Origin of the sequence: Paenibacillus sp. TCA20, assembly GCF_000732325.1 — a bacterium.
Classification (GTDB): Bacteria; Bacillota; Bacilli; order Paenibacillales; family Paenibacillaceae; genus Paenibacillus; species Paenibacillus urinalis.
Genome location: NZ_BBIW01000001.1, coordinates 423,831 through 444,287 on the forward strand (window position 1 = coordinate 423,831; position 20,457 = coordinate 444,287).

Here is a 20,457-nt window from a genome sequence, read left to right on the forward strand (position 1 = left end):
AGATGTGAAGATTGTGTGAATAAAATCACAGAAATCACCAAAAAAGCACAGTCCCCCAAGTGGGGAACTGTGCTCTCAATTTTCGCTTTCATACAAACTTGTATAAGAAATCCGGTAACCGGAACAATTTCTTACAGTTTGATTACGTTAGCTGCTTGAGGACCACGGTTGCCTTCAGTGATTTCGAATTCTACCGCTTGACCTTCTTCCAAAGTTTTGAAACCGTCACCTTGGATTGCTGAGAAGTGAACGAATACATCGTCTCCGCCTTCTACTTGAATGAAGCCATAACCTTTTTCTGCGTTAAACCATTTAACTGTACCTTTCAAATGAACAACCTCCTAAAAATGCCGCCATCTATGGCGAATATCTACATTATACTTTATTGATTTTTACTTTGCAATTAAACTTTTTCGGTTTCCGTAAAATAATTTGCTTTGGCATCAAGGGTAAGGTATCATTTTACCAAAACCGCAAATTGGAGAAATGCACATGATTAAAAAACATCAAATATACAAAAAAGACAAGTGGAATATGATGACTGTAGAGGTTCAGGGACGTTATCTCGTTCTTCGTGAAATCTCAGATCAATGGGGCGAGGAGACTCATACCTTTATGAGCAGACCCGCACTTATGCAATGGGCTGAGAACCGTTTTCCGAAGGAGAACTATAAAGATAATGAAGAAGAATGGACCGAGATTATGAAAGCCTTCAAAGAGGTGTAACTATAAATGAATGTTGGCATGAGCTATGTCATTTTTATTGTTGCCGCCTTCTTGCTGGGCTTTGTCATTATCACGAAGAGAGACAGCATACCCGATAAGCTGCGACGACCGCTTGCCATCGCGGCCCTGATCATGGTCGTGCTCGCTTTTATCCTGATTCTATACAGCATGGTATCACTCGGGAGCTAAAGATCTGAACCTTAGAATTTCAGTATTAGCCATATACTAATGCTCCCTTTCAAATATTTCAGTATAATGTCGGTCATACTAAGCGTTAGTGCCTTAATTATAAGGAGGATACGCTCTAGTGAATGCGAGAAGAACCATCTCCATTGCTGTCATTGCTGCATGCATCCTGTCTCAGACCGCTTCAGCATATGCACAGACTGACCGACCTGAACTGTCGTTATCGTATAATCATCAAAGGAGGATGAATATGAGTAAAGTGTTAAAACGCAGTGAAGTACCTGTAGAGAACCAGTGGAAACTAAGTGATATTTTCGAGAGTCAAGCTGCCTGGGACAAGGAATATGAAGAAGTCAAAACGCTGGCTCAGCAGGCTGGTGAATATCAAGGTAAGCTGGACAACGAGAACAGCATAAAGTCCTGCTTTGAGCTGGAGGATGACATTTCACTTAAGACTGAGCGCTTGTACGTTTACGCTCATATGCATCATGATGAAGATACAGCCGATCCTACATACCAATCCCTTCTGCAAAAAGCAAAAAAATTAAGCGTTGGGGTCAGTGAGTCCCTATCGTTTGTCGTGCCGGAAATTCTGGCATTGCCTGAGGATAAGCTAGACGCGCTCATTGCCAGTCCAACGCTCAAGCCATTTAAATTCACACTCGTGGAAATGAAACGTGAGAAGGCGCATGTTCTCTCCAAGACAGAGGAAGCACTGCTTGCCCAAGTCGGCAATCTGTCTCAGGCACCGCAAACGATCTTTGGTATGCTGAACAATGCAGATATGAAATTTCCGAAGATCAAGGATGAGAACGGCAACGAAGTGGATCTCACTCACGGCAGCTACATTCAGTTTCTAGAGAGCCCGAATCGGGAAGTCCGGGAGCGTGCATTCAAGGCTGTGTACAACACCTACGCCAAGAACAAGAATACGATTGCCGCTACACTGAATGCGAATGTAAACAAAAACATTTTCTATTCCACAGTACGCAAATACCCTTCCGTCATGGAAATGTCTCTCTATGGGGACAACATTCCGAAGGAAGTGTATACGAACCTGATCGATACCATTCATGAAAGTCTGCCTTTGCTGCATCGTTATATGAATTTGCGCAAAAAGCTGCTGGGTACCGACGATCTCCATATGTATGATCTGTTCGCACCACTGGTAGAGGAATACAAGATGGACATCACATATGATGAAGCCAAGAAGACAGTTAAAGAAAGTCTAAAGCCGCTTGGTGAAGAGTACTTGACTGCGCTTCAGGAAGGCTATGACAATGGCTGGATCGACGTGTACGAGAATGAGAACAAGCGTACAGGTGCATATAGCTGGGGCGCTTACGGCACTCACCCTTACGTGCTGCTGAACCATAAGGATAATCTGAACAGCATGTTCACACTGACACATGAGATGGGTCATGCGCTCCACTCGTATTTCTCAGACAAAGCTCTGAAATACAGAGATGCACAATACACGATCTTCCTTGCAGAGGTCGCTTCTACAACAAACGAGGCCTTGCTCATGGATTATCTGCTTAACAAATCAACAGACCCCAAAGAGAAGCTGTATCTGCTGACCTATTATGCGGATCAATTCCGCACTACGGTGTTCCGCCAAACGATGTTTGCGGAATTTGAGAAGATCATTCATGAGCGGGCAGAACAAGGGGAATCTCTGACTCCTCAGCTGCTGTCTGAAATATACTATGATCTGAACAAAAAGTACCATGGTGAAGGAATGGTTGTGGATCAGGATATTGAGATGGAATGGGCTCGTATTCCTCACTTCTATACCAGCTTCTATGTTTATAAATACGCAACCGGCTTCTCGGCAGCGACCAGCTTTGCGAAGCAGATCCTCGAAGAAGGCGAGCCGGCTGTTGATCGCTATCTTGGCTTCCTGAAGAGCGGCGGCAGTGACTATTCGATCAATATTCTGGAGAAGGCCGGGGTGGATATGTCCTCTCCAGAGCCGATCCGTGAAGCTATGGCTGTGTTCGAAGATGTTATATCGCAAATGGAGCAGCTTACTAAATAAAGCTTCAATTTCAATGATCCCTTGCCAATATCGGCAAGGGATTTGATTATGTAAACATGAAGGAGAGATCTCGGACGATGACGATTCAAATAAATGAGCAATACTCAATGGACTTGTTAAAAAAGCTGCTGGAGACACCTAGTCCAAGCGGCTATACTCACCACATCATGGAGCTAATTGAAGCCGAAGCCAAAAGTCTTGATGCCGCTTATGAACGGAATGCCAAGGGAGGACTCATCATCTCCATGCCAGGCGAAGATAACAGTCGTACCATTGCGCTAAGTGCACATGTAGACACGCTAGGCGCCATGGTCCGCTCGGTCACAAATCACGGCACATTGAAGCTGACTTCAATTGGAGGCTTCATGATGCAATCCATCGAGAATGAATACTGCCAGATCCATACTCGCAGTGGCAAGGTATACACCGGTACGATTATGTCTACACAGCCCTCCGTACACGTGTACAGTGGAGCAAGAGATTTCAAACGTGAAGAGAGCGTAATGGAAGTTCGGATCGATGAGCGGGTCGAGAACAAACAGGATGTTCTTGGGCTCGGTATTGCAGTAGGTGATTTCATCTCGTTTAATCCTCGTGCAGAATTCACTACCAGCGGTTATATCAAATCCCGGCATCTCGATGATAAAGCCAGCATCGCAGCCTTGTTCGCCCTTCTGGAATCGGCACAGCGTGACGGCTGGAAGCCAAGGCATCAGGTCAAGCTGCTGATCAGTAACTACGAAGAAGTCGGACATGGAACGGCTTATATCCCTTCGGATATCGATGAGATGATCGCGGTTGACATGGGTGCCATGGGTGACGATCTAAGCTGTAAGGAGACCGATGTATCCATCTGTGCGAAGGACTCCTCCGGTCCTTATGATTATGAAATGACAACTCGTCTGATCGAGCTGGCTAAGAGTGCCGACATCCCATATGCAGTGGATATTTATCCTCACTATGGTTCCGATGCGTCTGCTGCACTGCGCGGAGGCAACAATATTCGAGCAGCTCTCGTTGGTCCAGGAGTACATGCTTCCCATGCGATGGAGAGAACACACAAACAGGCTGTTCTCAATACGGCCCGATTGCTTGGAGCCTACATTACCAGCTAATTTCGTTAGACCAGCACCTATAGATTGATTTGTAAAAATAAAAGGACTCGCCGATAGACCTGTCTTGGGTCTATAACGGCGAGTCCTTCTTCATATAACTAAACGGCTCATCACCAGCAGCTGCCTTCTATTCAGCCTCTTCTACAAAGCTTCTTCGCTCCTGCTGTAACTTATCAAGCTCAAGCTTAAGACTGTCTCTTGTGGACGATAGAGACGACAGGACACGTTCAACCTCCGCCACACCACGGCCAACCTGCTCTTTACCTTCATTAATTTTATTTTGTACCAGCCAATCCGTGAAGAAGCCATCCAGAAAATAATCAGCAAAGCTCAGCATACCGTCAATCTTTAACTGACCTTGAATGGATAGATCTACATCTCTCAGCTCTTCCTGAAACTCACGCAAATGATATTGTGCAGAATGCACATGAGATTCAGCATCATCCACACGACTATGCTTAATATAAGTCGAGATTGCTCCCCCGCCGAGCATATCATAGGTTCCCCAATTTCCTGCGGAACGCAGTGCTTCCTCAGCCTCATGAAGACTATGCAGCACTCTATGTCCTGCCCTCTCTGCTTCATCAACCTCTTTGATCTGGCCCTTCAGCTTAGCTTCGTGCTCTAGCGAGGTTAGAATGAATGGAGAGGAATCCAGCAGGGTATCCTGCTTCTCTCTCATTAGCTGCTCATATTCCCGCTCCCAGTTCTGCCATTCTGACAATGCGGCCAGCTCTTCGTCTACGCCTTTCATTTGCTGACGAATGTCGTTCAAGGCATGAACCGCTTCGTCATACAGACCTTTGCTCTCAAGAAGCTCAGCCTCTTCCTTTTCCAGCCTTTGCTCTTTTTTACCAACGATGCTGTAGAATACAGAAGCAATGGAAGTGCGTGTCAGCGCATCCACATCCTTTTGTTCTTCAGCCAGATGCGTTTTGCGTTCTGCCACCAGCTCTTCTTTTTGCTGCTCAAGTTCTCTCAAATGGTCAAGCCTGGAGTTCCATTTAGACAAGAGCCTTCCCTTTTCCTTCAGAAATGCCAGTCGCTCATTCACTTCCTGATACATAGACTCCTCCTGTTCAATATCCGTCGTTTACTTCTTGCTAAGCTCAATTTGCTCCGCAAGCTCATTAAGATAAGTCCAGCGTTCCATCAAGTATTCAAGATGCTCCTCTGTTTCGGCCTGCTCTTTCATAAGCTCCTGAAGCCTGGAAGCATCACTGAATGCTTCCTCCATCTGTGTAGTAATCCTCTCAAGCTTACTTTCAGTCTCCTCAATTTGGCTGTCAATGAGTTCATATTCACGCTGTTCCTTGAAGCTGAATTTCAGCTTCACTTTAGGAGGCTCTGGTGCAGCTGACGAAGAAGAATCGGGCTTCACTATCTCTTCCTTTTTGCCAATCGGCTTTTGCTGAATTTGTACGTTTTTAGACAGCCACTCGGCATATTCTGAATAGTTCCCTACATGCACGCGCACCTGACCTTCTCCTTCGAAAGCAAGCACTTTGTCTACTGTCCTGTCTAGGAAATAGCGGTCATGGGATACCACAAATACGACGCCTGGAAAATCATCCAGATATCCCTCAAGAACACTTAGTGTTTGGATATCCAGATCATTCGTCGGCTCATCCAAGAGCAGAACGTTAGGCGCAGACATTAACACACGGAGCAGATACAGCCGGCGCTTCTCCCCTCCGGATAATCTTGAAATGTAAGTCCACTGAGCTGCAGGAGGGAATAGAAACCGTTCCAGCATCTGTGCAGCAGTAATCGTCTCCCCTTCCCCGGTTCGGATCACTTCTGCTTCCTCTTTGATGTATTCGATGACCCTCAGATTCTCATCCATCTCCTGATGTTCTTGTGTGAAATAGCCCAGCTTGACGGTAGGCCCAACGATGATCTCACCTGCATCCGGCTGAATTCCACCTGCAATCATATTCAAGAGCGTAGATTTACCGGTTCCGTTCGGTCCCACAATGCCAACACGGTCCCCCGGCACCGCAATATAGCTAAGGTTATCTACGAGTTTTTTGTGCTCTGTACGCTTGGTCAAGCCTTCAATTTCTAGAATTTTCTTGCCGAGCCGGGTTGATGCTACAGACATCTCCAGATGACCTGAACGCTGTACACCCTCTTGATCTTTTAACTGTTCAAACCGGTCGATTCTTGCCTTCTGCTTCGTCGTTCTTGCCTTCGCTCCTCTGCGGATCCATGCCAGCTCATTCCGCAGTAAATTCTGGCGCTTCTGCTCGGAAGCCGCTTCTCTGTCTTCACGCTCTGCTTTGAGCTCAAGAAATCGGGTATAATTTGCTTCATAACGAAACAAACGGCCATAATCCAGCTCCAGCATGACATTGGCCACACGATCCAGGAAGTAACGGTCATGCGTAATCATGAGCAGTGCACCGCGGCGCTTCTGCAAGTACTGCTCGAGCCATACCACTGAATCATTATCAATATGGTTCGTAGGCTCATCCAGAATAAGCAGATCTGAAGGATGGATAAGTGCCGCTGCCAGAGCTACTCTTTTGCGCTGTCCACCAGATAATGAGTCCATTCTCGCATCATACTGCGTAATCCCCAGCTTGGACAGAATGGTCTTCGCCTCACTCTCAAGCTGCCAAGCATCATAGGCTTCCATTTGCTCACTCTGCTTCGTAAGCCGCTGAAGAAGAGCTTCATCGCTTGGCTTGAGCGCGAGCAGCTCCATCGTTTCCATATAATCACGAACGGCCTGCATTTGAGGTGTATCCCCTTGAAACACCTGCTGCAGCACCGTCATGTCTGGATCAAACTCAGGGTTTTGCGCAAGCATTTGAACCCTTACTTGATTACCGATCGCAATATTTCCTTCATCCGGCTGTTCAAGACCCGCAATAACGCGAAGAAAGGTTGATTTACCTGTGCCATTAACGCCTACAATTCCGATCTTGTCCTGATCACTCATTCCGAAGGATGCATCCTTGAAGAGAATTTTCTCTCCATAGCTTTTAGATATATTCTCAACTGTCATTATATTCATATGTTTATGTCCCTACTCTTTTCTATGGATTGAATCAGTCTCATACTACCTATTGATTCGATTATATACAAATTACAACTTGAGCCTGAGGGAACTTATAGTAATAACAATCCCAGCAGGATGGCGATGCCGCCACCGATGAGTGAGCTGAACAGATTAACCAGATCATTACTCATCCAATGAAGTCCCTTGCCCCGTACTGTATTCTGTCCGCAATGATGATGAACTTCCACATCCTTGCCACAGACAGTACAGTGATACATGCGCTGAATGGTCGCTCCCATCAGAGAATCGGCATACGCTCCAATGAAGCCGGATATCGCTCCAATGATTGCAAATGCGATAAATGCAGTCAATGCACCCTCAGCTTCAGAGCTTAATTCCAGAAACAGATAAGCAAATCCGCCAATCATTAAGGCTCCAGCAGCTGCAGCTGCATTCCCCGTTACGGTGACACCACCCGATGACCCCGGAGGAATGACCTTCCATGTTCTTACTGAACGAGGGGGCTTGGAGCTTAAGCTGCCAATCTCCGTTGCCCAGGTATCTGCAGTAACGGTCGCCATAATGCCGATGAAGGCATATATCCAAACCGGATGGGGAAATATGGCGTGCAGCAGAACCAGCACCATACCAAGCCCGCCGTTCGCAAGCACTTGACCTGCATCCCGATTTCCTGTCTTAGCATACGATTGCTCGAGCTCCTGCTTCTCCCGCTTCTTGTACTTGGATAGTACCGTGGACGTTATGAAGAAGAGAAGCAGCGTTCCAAACCACATGAGATCGCCTGCCCCATAATACACGGCACCCATTATAACCGCAGCTATGCTGCCTGATAAAGTGAGCGACTTCTTGTAATATGCAGCACCGGCGATAAGGAATGCACACAGCGTTCCAATAATCCAATCCATCTGCCGTCTCCTGATTCTATAGTTATTTTAAATATAGTATAACATGTGCAGCCAGACAAAAAAGACACGTCATATACAATCCCTTAGTAGGAATAGATAAGCGTGTCCATAACTTTTCACAAGGATAACACAATTAATTGTTAAATCGTTCGATAACGTGCATTAATAACGGACGATTACAGCTCCCTTAGCTTCATTTGCCCAGGTCAATTCCAGTCGATCTCCTGGCTCAACAGGACCGACACCAGCCGGAGTTCCTGTAAATATAATATCTCCCGGCCCTAATCCATAATGCTCGGATACATAATCCACTATGTTTTGAATGGTAAATATCATGTCGCGAATGTTTCCGCGCTGCACTTCTTTCCCATTCTTATTCAGTGTAAATTCGGAATCGGATAAAGACTGAAGAGATTGAAGAGATTCAAATTCGGATATGGGAGCTGAATTTTTAAATCCCTTTGCTGCTGTCCATGGATGACCTTTTTGTTTGATCACAGACTGTACATCACGCAGTGTAAAGTCAATTCCAAAAGCATACGCATCGATGACTTCATCAACATTCATACCAGGAGTATGGTCTGCCCCGATTCTCACGACCAGCTCTGCCTCATAATGGATCTCTCCGCGGCCCTCCGGAAGTGTAAGCTCTTGACCTTCCATCAGAACTACCGCATGAGAGGGCTTCATAAATATCATAGGTTCATCAGGTACTGCATTCCCTAGTTCTTCAGCGTGCAGGCGATAGTTGCGGCCAACACAATAGACATTTCTGATCTGTGAGTTCATCTTCATCGTAATCCTTTCGCACTAATGTCTAATTTAAGCTTTAAACCATTTCATTGCTTTTTTTGCAAAAGCCTTTTGCCATAAATCCGGATTGTTCGTACACATCATAATGTCCTGATCTATTGCTGCCAAGTTACGCATAATTCTGGATGAATCTACGGTCCATGCCATGACATCAATTCCTTTTTTTCTCATGTCATTCATGAGCTGCTTATTCACATGTGGATATCCTATAGAGAGCAGATCGCATCTAAGCTCACTAAGCTGACGTACTAGATCCGGCGGATATGCGTTAATGATGAGTCCTGTTCGAGCAAACCGATGAATTAACTTTACTTTAACAAGGGATCTGCGGTCAAATGAAGTTATCACGTAATCCTCTTCATTCCATCTGCCAAACAGTTCTCTGAGCACGGCTGCAGGCAAGTGAGGATACATATCCCCTGTCGTCTTGAGCTCAATGTTCAGCTTGACCTTCCCCCTTGTCTGCTCCAGCACTTCAGCCAGGGTTGGAATTCGTTCACCCGCGTATTTCTTTGACTTCCAGCTGCCTGCATCTAGCTGTTTAAGCTCGTGCAAGGTCATGTCCTTCACAAACCCTTTGCCATTTGTCGTTCGCTCTAGCCGATAATCATGGATGACAACAGGATAGCCGTCCCGGGATAGCTGAACATCCAGCTCAATCCATTGGACCTGCGGCTGCTCCATTGCAAGCCCAAAGGCAGCCATCGTATTCTCCGGAGCAAGTGAGGAATAACCACGGTGTGCTACACAAGGATTGTTCATCTCCATCTCCTTACACCAATAATTTAATCTGCTGCCGATATGGAGCCATCTGCTCCTACCTTCACGTCAAACGATCTGAGCTCCAGCTCTTTCATAAGAGCAGCCCCTTCCTTATTCTCCATAGGGACCGGCTGCCCCAGCTCGGCATGATAAGGAATAGCCTTCATCGTGCAGTCTCCATTCTTCTGGCAGCTCGCCTGGAATACGGCAGTTCTCCACGTTTCCTCATTTGTGGATCTTGAGAAAATGAAATTGCCTGTACTGTAAGCAATCCATTTCCCCTTATAGGATTCCAGTCCCTGCAATACGTGAGGGTGTCCGCCAATGACCAGGTCTGCACCTGCATCAACAAATTCACGTCCCAGCTGTGTTTGGAGATCGTTTGCCATCGTCTGACGTTCCTCGCCCCAATGAGACATGACAACGACGAGGTCAGCCTCTTTTCTCGCTTGCCCAATCGCCTTAACAGCATCTGTACTATCATATGCATCTGCAACGCCCGGTTTTCCTGATTCAGCTCGCCAGCTTGCTTCAGGAATAACTCTAGTGAAGCCGAGCAATGCAATCCGCATTCCCTTGATCTCATAATAGACCGGGGCATAAGCATTCTTGCGATCCAAGCCAGCACCAACATATTTTATTTGATAATCCCTTAAATACTGGAGCGTATCCTCAAGTCCTGCCTGCCCTTGATCCAATATATGATTGTTCGCGAGATTAACGATGTCCACTCCCGCTTCCGTCATCGCTTCAAGCGCTTTTGGCGAGGATTTGTACACATAGGATTTGCCAAGTGCGGCCTCTCCCCCTGTCGTCACCGGTGTTTCCAGATTGATAAACGTAAGATCGTCGTTCTGAAAAAGAGTGCCTAGATGACGGTATGGATAATCAAAGCCTTCTCTCTCAAGCAATTCCTCGACCTTGCCCGAGAACTGCACATCACCCGCAAAGCTCATAACGACCCGCTCTCCATCCGCAGGTTCAGCGGACTTATCGGCAGAATTACCTTCGCCATTCTTCGGGTCTGGTTGCTCTTCAGCTTCCTCGGAGGCGGAAGAAGTCGTATCCTCTGAAGCTTGGTTCGGATTCTGATCTTCATCTTCCGTTGATGAAGGGTTCGAGTTATCCTCTTCGGATTCAGATGAGTCCCTCTCTCTGTTGTAAACCTCTGCTGTATTCCCTGTCTCATTCGACTCCTGCTCATCCTGGTTCTCTTCACTACTGGATAAGGATACGTCCGGAGCTTCTGCAGGACCTGTCAGACCCCCTACTGAATTAAAATATATGATAATACCTGCGATACATAAAATAAGGACAACGTTCAATGTAACCCACATTTTGCTTCTTCTGCGCTGTTTCTCTTTTTTCGCAGCCGAATGCTTCTCTGATCTTGACGGCAGCATACTCTCTCCTTCTACTTATTCCTGTTCTTAATGACTCAAATAATTCTAATAAAATCCAAATCTATTATACCAGCAAAAGGATATTTCTTGAATCCGGCTTTATACTCAGGCTGACAATAGATCAGCAATAAAAAAAGAGCCTGCATCCGGAGTGGATGCAAGCTCTCAAATCTAGCAGACCTTTTATATAAGCTCCCTACAGCATTATCTAAGAACTCAGTTTATGCCTTGCCAGGACTTAATGACACAGTCGCTCAGTGTCTCCATATACAATGGATCATTGTTAAGTGAATCGATCCGCATTAGACGCATATCGAGCTCCTTGGCGATCGCTTTCGCTTCAATATCCAGGTCGTATAGTACTTCAAGATGATCGGATACAAAACCGACCGGTGCCACCAGAACATCCTCAACCTGTTCCTTGCTCAGCACCTGCAGGGTATCGAGAATATCTGGTCCCAGCCATGGGGTAGCCGTCTGACCAGCACTCTGCCATGTAAACTGCCAGTTCTCTATGCCTGCCTGGTTCGCAACTGCCTTGGAGGTTTCCAGCAGCTGATCCGGGTAAGGATCTCCCATCTCTATGATCTTCTCCGGCAAGCTGTGTGCACTGAACAGAACACGAACTGAATCGCGCTTCGCACCCGCTTCTTCAAATTGATCGAGCTTAGCACTAACGCGTACAGACAATGCTTCAATCAGCTTCGGATGCAGATGATAGGATTCAACAAAGCTCATCTCAATCCCATGCTCTTCTGCCTTCGCTTGGGCTCTTTTGATATAGGATCCGATGCTCATCATGGAGTAGTGAGGGGCAAGAACGATACCAACCGCTCTTTTAATGCCGTCCTTAGCCATTGCATCCACTCCATCTTCAATGAACGGACTTGCATGCTTTAGACCTTGATAACAACGGAATTCTACCCCAGAGGCTCGCTCATCCTGTGCTAACGTCTTCTCAAGGGATTCCACCTGACTGTTCGTATGCTCGCGGAGAGGGAAGACCCCGCCGACGATAGCTTCATATCGTTCCGTAAGTTCACGAAGCTGCTCCTCAGATGGCTTATTTCCTCTTCTAATATGTGTATAATACGCCTCTATATCTTCCATGCTTTGTGGTGTGCCATACGACATGACAAGCACGCCTACTTGGTTGCTCATAGTAATTCCCACCTTGTCTCTGTATGTTTATAAGTGTGCATTCTGAACCTTCAGCGCTTCAGCTGAATATTCATGCACATAATCTGTCAGCTCCTTGAGCTTGTCAATAGAAGCCTCGGGAAATAGACCATGCCCTAGATTAAATATGTATCCAGGCTGCTGAATTCCTTCGTCAATAATACTTTTTGCATACTTCTTAATGACTTCAATAGGTGCTGTAAGTACGTATGGATCGAGATTCCCTTGAACAGCGAACTTATTCCCCAGTCTTCTTCGACCTTCATTAATGGACACTCTCCAATCCAAGCCCACTACATTCGCCTTGATGTCTGAAAGTGTAGGAAGCAGCTCGCCCGAGCTGACGCCTGGAAAATAAATTTTCGGAACGTCCAGATCAGATAATTCGTCGAAGATACGCGTAATGATTGGCAGCACGTAAATTTGGAAATCAGCTGGAGATAAGGCCCCCACCCAGCTGTCAAATACCTGAAATGCTTTACCGCCATTCTGAATCTGATGCCTTACATAAGTAATAACCATATCACCGAGCTTATCCATCAATTGAAACCAGACTGCTGGTTCGCTGTACATCATTTCTTTGGTTCGAATGTACCCCTTTGAAGGGCGGCCTTCGATCAGATAGCTGGCAATGGTAAATGGCGCGCCGGCAAAGGTGATGAGAGGAACCTTAAGCTCTTTATCCAGAATACGTATCGTCTCCATAATGTGCGACAAATCCTGCTCAACATGAATTGGACGAAGCTTCTCTACATCTGCTGAAGAACGGATCGGGTTGTGAATAACAGGACCTACATCCTTCACAATATCAAAATCAATCCCGATGGAAGCGACCGGATTCATAATATCTGAATATAGAATCGCCGCGTCTACACCCAATTTACGTACAGGCATGAGGGTGACTTCGGCAGCAAGCTCCGGCTGCTTGCAAATCTCAAGTAAAGTGTACTTCTCTTTGACCTTGCGGTATTCGGGATCGTAACGCCCTGCTTGTCTCATATACCATACGGGGAGCTGATCTACAGGCTGCTTATACCCTGCTCTAATAAACCTATCGTTATATGCCATTTCTTGGCCTCCAATAATGTCGTTTCTATAATTTCCATTATGCCCTTTTTAAAACCAGCTAACAAGTAAGCGAAATCGAACATCCATTGACAATTAGATGAAGGTTCCCTTAAGCAAATGAATGCAATCTGAAGAACCGATAAAGCAATGATTCATCAAGTTCCGCACAGAAATGACTCTTCCTGTAGTGTGTTATACTAAAATAATGGCAACAATTGAACCGTACGTTAGCGGCAGAAAGGAAGTGACCCTCATCAATTGAAATCATGGAAAATTAACCTTATCGTGCTATGGTTCGGACAATTTCTAGTCAATGCCGGCATGACAATGGTTACTCCCTTTCTATCATTATACCTTGCCCAGGATTTGGGAGTAACCGGTGAGCGTGAGATCGGACTGTGGGCGGGATTTATCTTTGCAGCCAATTTTGTTACCTCCTTTATATTTCAGCCCCTATGGGGTAAGCTTGCTGACAAATACGGCCGTAAAATCATGCTGCTGCGCTCAGGCTTTGGCATGGCCATTGTTATTACCCTCATGGGATTTGCACAAAACCCATGGCATTTGCTGTTTCTTAGATTACTGAACGGAACAATCTCAGGCTTTAATCCGGCAGCCGTCGCACTGATTTCGGGAACGACACCGAAAGACCGAATGGGATTTGCCATGGGAACTGTTCAATCAGGTCAGGTTGCTGGAACCATTCTGGGACCTTTAATCGGAGGCATATTAGCTGACCTCGTGGGCTTTAGACCTATTTTCTATATCACAGGCATTCTGATCTTCTCTGCTTCACTTCTGGCACTGTTTCTTGTCAGAGAGAACTTTGACCGTGAAGAGGCTGCACAATTGCCAGCACAGACGGTAATGGGAGGACTGCACGAGCTGACCAAAACACCTCAGCTGCCAGCGCTGTTCGCCGTCACCTTCTTGCTGCAGTTCGCTATGATCAGTCCCATGTCTTTGCTTCCGCTATATGTACTTCACCTGCATGGGACGGTAGAGAATCTCGCCTTCTTTGCCGGGATGGTGAGCGCTGTTGCAGGCATATCCAATATGATTGCCTCACCCCTCCTCGGGAAGCTGAGTGACAAGATCGGTTCGCATCGTATACTCACCTTTGCCCTGATCGGAGCAGCCTTGACCCTGATACCTCAAGCTTTTGTACAAAATGTCGGTCAGCTGATCGTGATTCGTTTCTTAATGGGCATATTTATGGGCGGCCTTCTGCCAAGTGTGAATTCCTTGATTCGTTCCTATACACCGGACGGGATGGAGAGCCGTGCCTTTGGGTTCAACAGCAGCACTCTGGCGTTAGGAAATATGATTGGTGCTGTAGCGGGCGGCTTCTTATCCGGCTTTATAGGCATTGAAGGCTTGTTTATAATTTCAGGCGCGCTTCTGTTGATCAATGTGATATGGGTGCATATGAAGCTGTATTCACGGAAAAAGTCAGCTGCATAGCAAGTGGAGCACCTCAACAAAGCTTCCGTTTCATCAAAGAAAAGACATTCTACCTGCAAGTTATCAGGTTGGAATGTCTTTCTTTATGTTTATAATCGCATTCCGGTACTAATAGATGTGAATATAAATGACATAAATATCGCAGATATCAATGGATCGCAACTTAAAATCATTCGATATGGAATTCATATTCATTCAATTTTCTTATGTTTTAGCATAATAACTCCATTATACGATAAATAACTTTTGTTTTCTTCGATTTTCAACATTTGTCATTTTATCTAACGTAAATATAGAATACTCCTCAAGACTACATACCAAAATTTACATTGGAGGAGTGTAACGGAATGAAATCTAACAACAGAATCAGCAAACATTTTGCCCTTTGGAGTACAGCCGCATTGACCGCCTTAACCTTGTCTCTATCCCCCATCGCATCTACTGCCAGCGCGGCTACCGTTGTCGTGCAAGGAACAACCTCTCCTGTACAGTCCACAGCACCGATCCGTAATACGACAATTCCGCCTCTTACTGAGACTGCCAAAACCTCCGAATTACCCAATGTTCTTGTGATTGGCACAGGCGGTACGATTGCAGGACAATCCACAGATGAGACCAGCTTTACCAGCTACAGAGCAGGCTCTCTGGCGATTGGTGACATGGTGGGCTCCCTTCCTAACCTGGACAAGCTTGCTGAAGTGAACACGCTGCAATTCGGCAATTCAGGCTCCTCTGCCTATACCATACCCGACCTATACGACCTGTCGATGTCGGTAGATAAAGCGCTTGAAACTTATGACAGTGTCGTTGTTACTACAGGCACAGATACTATGGAGGAGATTGCTTACTTCCTGGATCTAACGGTCCGAAGCGATAAACCCGTTATTATTACAGGTTCTATGCGTCCTTGGACAGTCATCGGCTCTGATGCGCAAGCCAATCTGTTCAATGCGATTAAGCTCGCTGCAAGTGGACGCACAACTTCCTTCGGGACGGTATTGATGCTCAATGATACGCTGCATTCTGCAAGAGGTGTAACCAAAACGAACGCTTATCGTACCGACACTTTTGAGACCCCGGTGCTGGGCGCTCTCGGATACATAGATGGAGATAACATCCGTATCTATCGTGCTCCTGCCCGGGCAATGAAGCCGGAAGGTACAGCGAAGCCTGTCTTCGACCTTTCCAAAATCTCGAAAGAAAAGCTGGCCGATACTAAAGTTGAGATCGCGATCTCTTATCAACAAGCAGGAGCTGGTGCGATCAGCGGGTTCGTAGCGAACGGAGCAAAGGGTATTGTCACCTCCGGAACAGGTGCAGGCGGAATTTCCAGTGCGATGAGTGCTGAGAGAAGAACAGCCATTGAGGAAGGCGTTGTATTCGTAACCACGACTCGTACCGGTTCAGGAAGTGTCTATAGCGGCGGCGAGGGTATCATATCGGGAGATAATCTGAGCCCGCAGCATGCTCGCATTCTGCTGCTTCTCTCCTTGGCATTCACAGATGACTTCGATACAATTAAAGGCTGGTTTGAAACCTACGGAAAATCCGAAGTATAATCGGCATCAGCCTGACTCTTATCTGTTATACATGAACGAACACCCTCGACAATAAGCATTCGAGGGTGTTCGTTGTTTATTTAACATATGCAATAGCAAGTCCGTCATAAGCCGGGATCAATGTACTGATTAATCGATCGTCAGAAGCCATCAGCTCATTAAATCTTCTGACCGCCTGGACCGAAGGACCATTCTTCTCATGATTTAAAGTTCTTCCGCGCAGGAAGCAATTATCTCCAATAATAAGCGCACCTGGATTCGACAATTCGATTGCATATTCCAGGTATACAGCATAATTCAGCTTATCAGCGTCGATAAAAAAGAAGTCAAATTTCTTCCCTTCCTCCTTCATACGCGCCAAGCTGTCTGCTGCCGGTCCTATTCGATATTCCACTCGATCGCCGAAGCCCGCTTTGCTCAAATGCTCATAAGCCAGAGCGGCATATTCTTCTTTAATTTCAAGTGAGGTTAATTGCCCTGTCTCCCCTAATCCTCTGCTTAAACAAATCCCGCTGTAACCTCCCAATGCACCGATCTCCAAAATCTGTTCTGCTCGCGAGGTCCGCACAAGCATTGTGAGCAGCCGTCCATATGCCGCTGCGACCGATACTTCAGGCATACCACGCTCTTTAATGGCTTCAAGCACTTCCTTCAGCATTTCATCTTCTTCATATAATTTAGAGACATAATCATCTGGTGTAATCATCATCGGATATGGAATCCCCCTTAAATAACTTTCCTTCTTCATTTAATTAATTTATAATAAATGTTTGTTTAATTAAGCTGAGAACGGCGCGTACCTTATTGTACTGGTACAAGCCTTGGCAAGCAAGGCTTGCTTAAAATATATTGGGGCATCCTATTCGTAATTGATCTCAAAAAAAGAATGTCACCAAGGATGGAGCTGAAGCATTTCAATGCAACCTTTGCAATTAATCGCAACGACACCGATGGGACTAGAAGCTGTCGTATCTAGAGAATTAAAACTGCTCGGTTATGAGGATATAACTGTAGAGAACGGAAGAGTTACCTTTGCGGCCGATTTCAAAGATATTGCCCGGTGTAACCTATGGCTTAGAAGTGCCGACCGCATACTTGTGAAGATGGGTGAGTTCAAGGCTACCACCTTCGACGAATTGTTCGAAGGAACCAAAGCCCTTCCATGGCAGGAGTGGATCCCTCAAAACGGCGAGTTCCCCGTTGAGGGCAGATCTCATAAATCTCAGCTAAGCAGCGTACCTGCATCTCAAGGTATTGTCAAAAAAGCAATCGTTGAGAAGCTGAAGCAAACCTATCATACCGAATGGTTTCCAGAGAACGGCGCCCGCTTCGTCATTGAAGTTAATCTTCATAACGATATCGCGCTTCTGACCCTGGATACAAGCGGAGCAGGTCTTCACAAGCGGGGCTACCGCAAGCTGGTTACAGAAGCCCCGCTCAAAGAAACCTTGGCTGCTGCTCTCATTCAGCTCAGCCGCTGGGGCCCGCACCGTCCCTTCTACGATCCATTCTGCGGGTCAGGAACATTGCTTGTTGAAGCGGCGATGATAGGCTGGAATATCGCTCCTGGACTTCGCCGTTCGTTTAATAGCGAGCATTGGCCGCTCGTATCCAAGGAATTGTGGGATGAAGCCCGCGAAGAAGCTTTTGATTCAGTTAAAGATGACATCCCTCTGCAGATTGCCGGCAGCGATATAGATCCGAGTGCAATTGAGGTAGCACAAGCTGCGGTCAAGAGTGCAGGATTTGCCAAAGAAATTAAGCTTGATGTTCTGCCTGTAGCCAAAGTGCGCTTACCCGGAGATTACGGATGTCTTATTACCAACCCTCCATACGGCGAACGGCTAGGAGAACAAGCTGAGGTAGAAAAGCTCATTCGCCAGCTTGGACGAGTGGCCGCCGAGGTACCGACTTGGTCCTTCTTTGCGATTACATCCACCAAATCGTTTGAACGATACTTCAATCAGAAGGCGGATAAACGCAGAAAGCTGTTCAATGGACGTATCGAGACCCAGTACTATCAATTTCTAGGTCCCCTGCCTCCTAAACCAGCTCGAAACTAAAGCATGCTTGAACACAAAAGAGTAAACCTTAAGCCGTTTACTCTTTTTTAGTTCATTAGTTTGCATCTTCCGAATTTCATAAACAACGGAATGGAGAGATATAATGTATCTTGTATCCTGTACGTTCAAAGGAGGAATCATACTTGTCCAAGCTACTTAACACACCTTCGTATCCCTCCTCCCGATCCATAAAGTGGAGGAGTTCACGATATTTGTACTACCTCATATTTGTGATCCTGATGATTCTGAAGCTGGGATACTTCCACAGCCAGCTCAATGCCAGAAATATTGATATGAATTTTCTCGATTATGTAATTACTTTCGGATCTTTGCTGCTCGTCTCGTTCTGGGTGCTGTGGCTCCCGCAGCGCGCAGCAATTATCACTCTAATTGTACTGAATGTGCTCCTCAGCGCACTCATCTATGCCGACCTCGTCTATTATCGGTATTTTCAAGATTTCATCACCATCCCTGTACTGCTGCAGGCTGGTCAATTAAGCTCGCTGGATGACAGTATTTTCTCACTTCTGAGATTTGCAGATCTGTGGTTTTTTGCAGATCTACTGCTGCTTGCCGTATTCTCTGTATGCGTTCTCTTTCTCAATAAACGAACAGTTAGAGCGCGAAGCGCGGATAAAGAATATGCACCTAAGTGGCAGCGATTCCTCAGCGGCACTCTTGCTCTTGTGATCGGTGCAGTACTTACCTTTGGTCCTATTGAATTTTACAATCGCACATGGGCGGTCGGTTTATTTACCGGCAACTGGTGGAACCTCAGCTTATATAATGTAACGGGCTTGCTCGGATTCCATGGCTACGATCTATACCGGTATAATAAGGAGCGGCAGAATAGCCAAGCAGGCTTGACGGATGAGGAAATGAGCGAGGTTAGGCAATTCTTTGATTATAAGCAGCAGGAAGCGCTAAAAGCAGCCTCATCGGACACTTTTGGCCAATATAAAGGTAAGAATGTCATGCTCGTGCAGGTTGAAGCTCTAATGAATTTTGTAATTAACAAAAGCATAAACGGGCGGGAGATCACCCCGCATCTCAATGCATTAATGAAGGACAGCTTATATTTCAAAAATTTCTATCATCAGACCGGTCAGGGACGAACCTCCGATGCTGACCTATCTGCCAACATATCGCTGCATCCCCTGCCGACAGGATCTGTATTCACCCGCTACCCGGATCATACTTATGATTCGCTCCCGTCTGTTCTAGGAGAGCAAGGGTATTACACAGGCGCTTATCATGCTTACGAGAGCAGCTTCTGGAACCGGTATACGATGTACAACCACATGGGATATGACGAATTCATGAGCAAAAATGATTACACGATAGACGAGCCGATCGGCTGGTCGCTGGGAGACAAATCTTTTTTCCGGCAATCGCTTGATCAACTGACTAGCACCAATGAGGAGCCTTTCTATTCCTTTATGATCACACTAACGAACCACCATCCTTATACTCTTCCGGAATCTATACAAGAGCTGGATGTAGGCGAATTTAACGGAACTCTGTTTGGCGACTATCTCCAAGCCGTGCATTATTCCGATGCGGCGATCGGAGAGCTTATTGAACGGCTGAAGAAGGAGGGACTGTGGGAAGATACCCTATTTATGCTCTATGGCGATCATGATAATTCTCTAAAGGAGCGGTCCAGCTATGAGGCCTTCCTCGGCAAAAAAATTAGCGATCTCCAGATGCATCAAATCATGAACCAAGTACCACTACTCCTCCATTTACCTGATGGAAAACGATCTGGAGTATATCTAGAGCCAGCGGGACAAATGGATATCGCCCCAACCCTTCTTCATCTGCTCGGTATCGAGACAGATTCGAAGTATTTTATGGGGAATGATCTGCTGAACAGCCGAAATCGAATGGTTGTACTTCGTACAGGCGCTTTCGCTACAAGAGAGCTGTATTACATCCCTTCAGACGATTACCGCTTTGAACATGGAAGCTGTTATGATGCGGACTCAGAAGAGCGGACAAACGTAAATGCTTGCGAAGCTTCATTTGACGATGCAAAGAAGCAGCTGTCGATATCGGATCGAGTCATTACTTACGACCTGATCGCGAGGCTTCGTGATTCGTCGAAATAAAAGTAGCCGTCATCAACAAAACCCCCGTCTCCTA

At 46.2% G+C, this 20,457-nt stretch carries 18 protein-coding genes; 8 read left to right on the forward strand and 10 right to left on the reverse strand.

Annotation, left to right across the window (positions count from 1 at the left end; translation table 11 throughout):
• Window positions 1–131: 131 nt before the first annotated feature.
• Window positions 132–329, reverse strand: coding sequence for a cold shock domain-containing protein (locus tag TCA2_RS01970; RefSeq protein WP_047909861.1), 198 nt, complete (start codon window positions 327–329; stop codon window positions 132–134).
• A 163-nt stretch (window positions 330–492) separates the two neighbouring features.
• On the opposite strand from TCA2_RS01970, the gene TCA2_RS01975 reads away from it, so the two are divergent.
• From TCA2_RS01975 to TCA2_RS01990, 4 genes are all read left to right on the forward strand, one after another.
• Window positions 493–726 (forward strand): hypothetical protein, encoded by a 234-nt coding sequence (locus tag TCA2_RS01975; RefSeq protein ID WP_047909862.1) that lies wholly within the window; start codon window positions 493–495, stop codon window positions 724–726.
• 6 nt (window positions 727–732) lie between these two features.
• Window positions 733–915, forward strand: coding sequence for a hypothetical protein (locus TCA2_RS01980; protein WP_052511674.1), 183 nt, complete (start codon window positions 733–735; stop codon window positions 913–915).
• A 247-nt stretch (window positions 916–1,162) separates the two neighbouring features.
• Window positions 1,163–2,953, forward strand: coding sequence for an oligoendopeptidase F (gene pepF, locus TCA2_RS01985; RefSeq protein WP_047909863.1), 1,791 nt, complete (start codon window positions 1,163–1,165; stop codon window positions 2,951–2,953).
• A gap of 77 nt (window positions 2,954–3,030) precedes the next feature.
• Window positions 3,031–4,068, forward strand: coding sequence for a M42 family metallopeptidase (locus TCA2_RS01990; RefSeq protein WP_047909864.1), 1,038 nt, complete (start codon window positions 3,031–3,033; stop codon window positions 4,066–4,068).
• A 127-nt stretch (window positions 4,069–4,195) separates the two neighbouring features.
• On the opposite strand, the gene TCA2_RS01995 is transcribed toward TCA2_RS01990, so the two are convergent.
• The 8 genes from TCA2_RS01995 to hemE all read right to left on the reverse strand — a co-directional run bounded on the left by TCA2_RS01995 (window position 4,196) and on the right by hemE (window position 13,226).
• Window positions 4,196–5,134, reverse strand: coding sequence for a hypothetical protein (locus tag TCA2_RS01995; RefSeq protein ID WP_047909865.1), 939 nt, complete (start codon window positions 5,132–5,134; stop codon window positions 4,196–4,198).
• Between the two features lie 27 nt (window positions 5,135–5,161).
• The gene (locus tag TCA2_RS02000; RefSeq protein ID WP_047909866.1) at window positions 5,162–7,090 is read right to left on the reverse strand and encodes an ABC-F family ATP-binding cassette domain-containing protein; all 1,929 of its coding nucleotides are present in this window, start codon (window positions 7,088–7,090) and stop codon (window positions 5,162–5,164) included.
• Window positions 7,091–7,185: 95 nt separating this feature from the next.
• A complete protein-coding gene (locus TCA2_RS02005; RefSeq protein WP_047909867.1) occupies window positions 7,186–8,001 on the reverse strand; it encodes a DUF92 domain-containing protein in 816 nt (271 codons plus the stop codon).
• Between the two features lie 162 nt (window positions 8,002–8,163).
• Window positions 8,164–8,790: a fumarylacetoacetate hydrolase family protein gene (locus tag TCA2_RS02010; RefSeq protein ID WP_047909868.1), complete on the reverse strand. Its 627-nt coding sequence runs from the start codon at window positions 8,788–8,790 to the stop codon at window positions 8,164–8,166.
• Between the two features lie 33 nt (window positions 8,791–8,823).
• Complete coding sequence (locus TCA2_RS02015; RefSeq protein WP_047909869.1) at window positions 8,824–9,576, reverse strand: glycerophosphodiester phosphodiesterase family protein; 753 nt, start codon at window positions 9,574–9,576, stop codon at window positions 8,824–8,826.
• 23 nt (window positions 9,577–9,599) lie between these two features.
• Window positions 9,600–10,979, reverse strand: coding sequence for a CapA family protein (locus TCA2_RS02020; RefSeq protein ID WP_047909870.1), 1,380 nt, complete (start codon window positions 10,977–10,979; stop codon window positions 9,600–9,602).
• A 216-nt stretch (window positions 10,980–11,195) separates the two neighbouring features.
• Window positions 11,196–12,140: a ferrochelatase gene (hemH, locus tag TCA2_RS02025; protein WP_047909871.1), complete on the reverse strand. Its 945-nt coding sequence runs from the start codon at window positions 12,138–12,140 to the stop codon at window positions 11,196–11,198.
• Between the two features lie 27 nt (window positions 12,141–12,167).
• A complete protein-coding gene (hemE, locus tag TCA2_RS02030; RefSeq protein ID WP_047909872.1) occupies window positions 12,168–13,226 on the reverse strand; it encodes a uroporphyrinogen decarboxylase in 1,059 nt (352 codons plus the stop codon).
• A 258-nt stretch (window positions 13,227–13,484) separates the two neighbouring features.
• Between hemE and TCA2_RS02035 the strand changes: the two genes are divergently transcribed.
• Window positions 13,485–14,690, forward strand: coding sequence for an MFS transporter (locus TCA2_RS02035; RefSeq protein ID WP_047909873.1), 1,206 nt, complete (start codon window positions 13,485–13,487; stop codon window positions 14,688–14,690).
• Window positions 14,691–15,037: 347 nt separating this feature from the next.
• Entirely contained in the window at window positions 15,038–16,249 is a 1,212-nt protein-coding gene (locus tag TCA2_RS02040) for an asparaginase (RefSeq protein WP_047909874.1), read from the forward strand.
• A 76-nt stretch (window positions 16,250–16,325) separates the two neighbouring features.
• On the opposite strand, the gene TCA2_RS02045 is transcribed toward TCA2_RS02040, so the two are convergent.
• The gene (locus tag TCA2_RS02045) at window positions 16,326–16,958 is read right to left on the reverse strand and encodes an O-methyltransferase (protein ID WP_047909875.1); all 633 of its coding nucleotides are present in this window, start codon (window positions 16,956–16,958) and stop codon (window positions 16,326–16,328) included.
• 208 nt (window positions 16,959–17,166) lie between these two features.
• Between TCA2_RS02045 and TCA2_RS02050 the strand changes: the two genes are divergently transcribed.
• Window positions 17,167–18,312, forward strand: coding sequence for a class I SAM-dependent RNA methyltransferase (locus tag TCA2_RS02050; protein ID WP_047909876.1), 1,146 nt, complete (start codon window positions 17,167–17,169; stop codon window positions 18,310–18,312).
• 212 nt (window positions 18,313–18,524) lie between these two features.
• Window positions 18,525–20,423 (forward strand): LTA synthase family protein, encoded by a 1,899-nt coding sequence (locus TCA2_RS02055; RefSeq protein ID WP_238546258.1) that lies wholly within the window; start codon window positions 18,525–18,527, stop codon window positions 20,421–20,423.
• The last annotated feature ends 34 nt before the right edge of the window (window positions 20,424–20,457 follow it).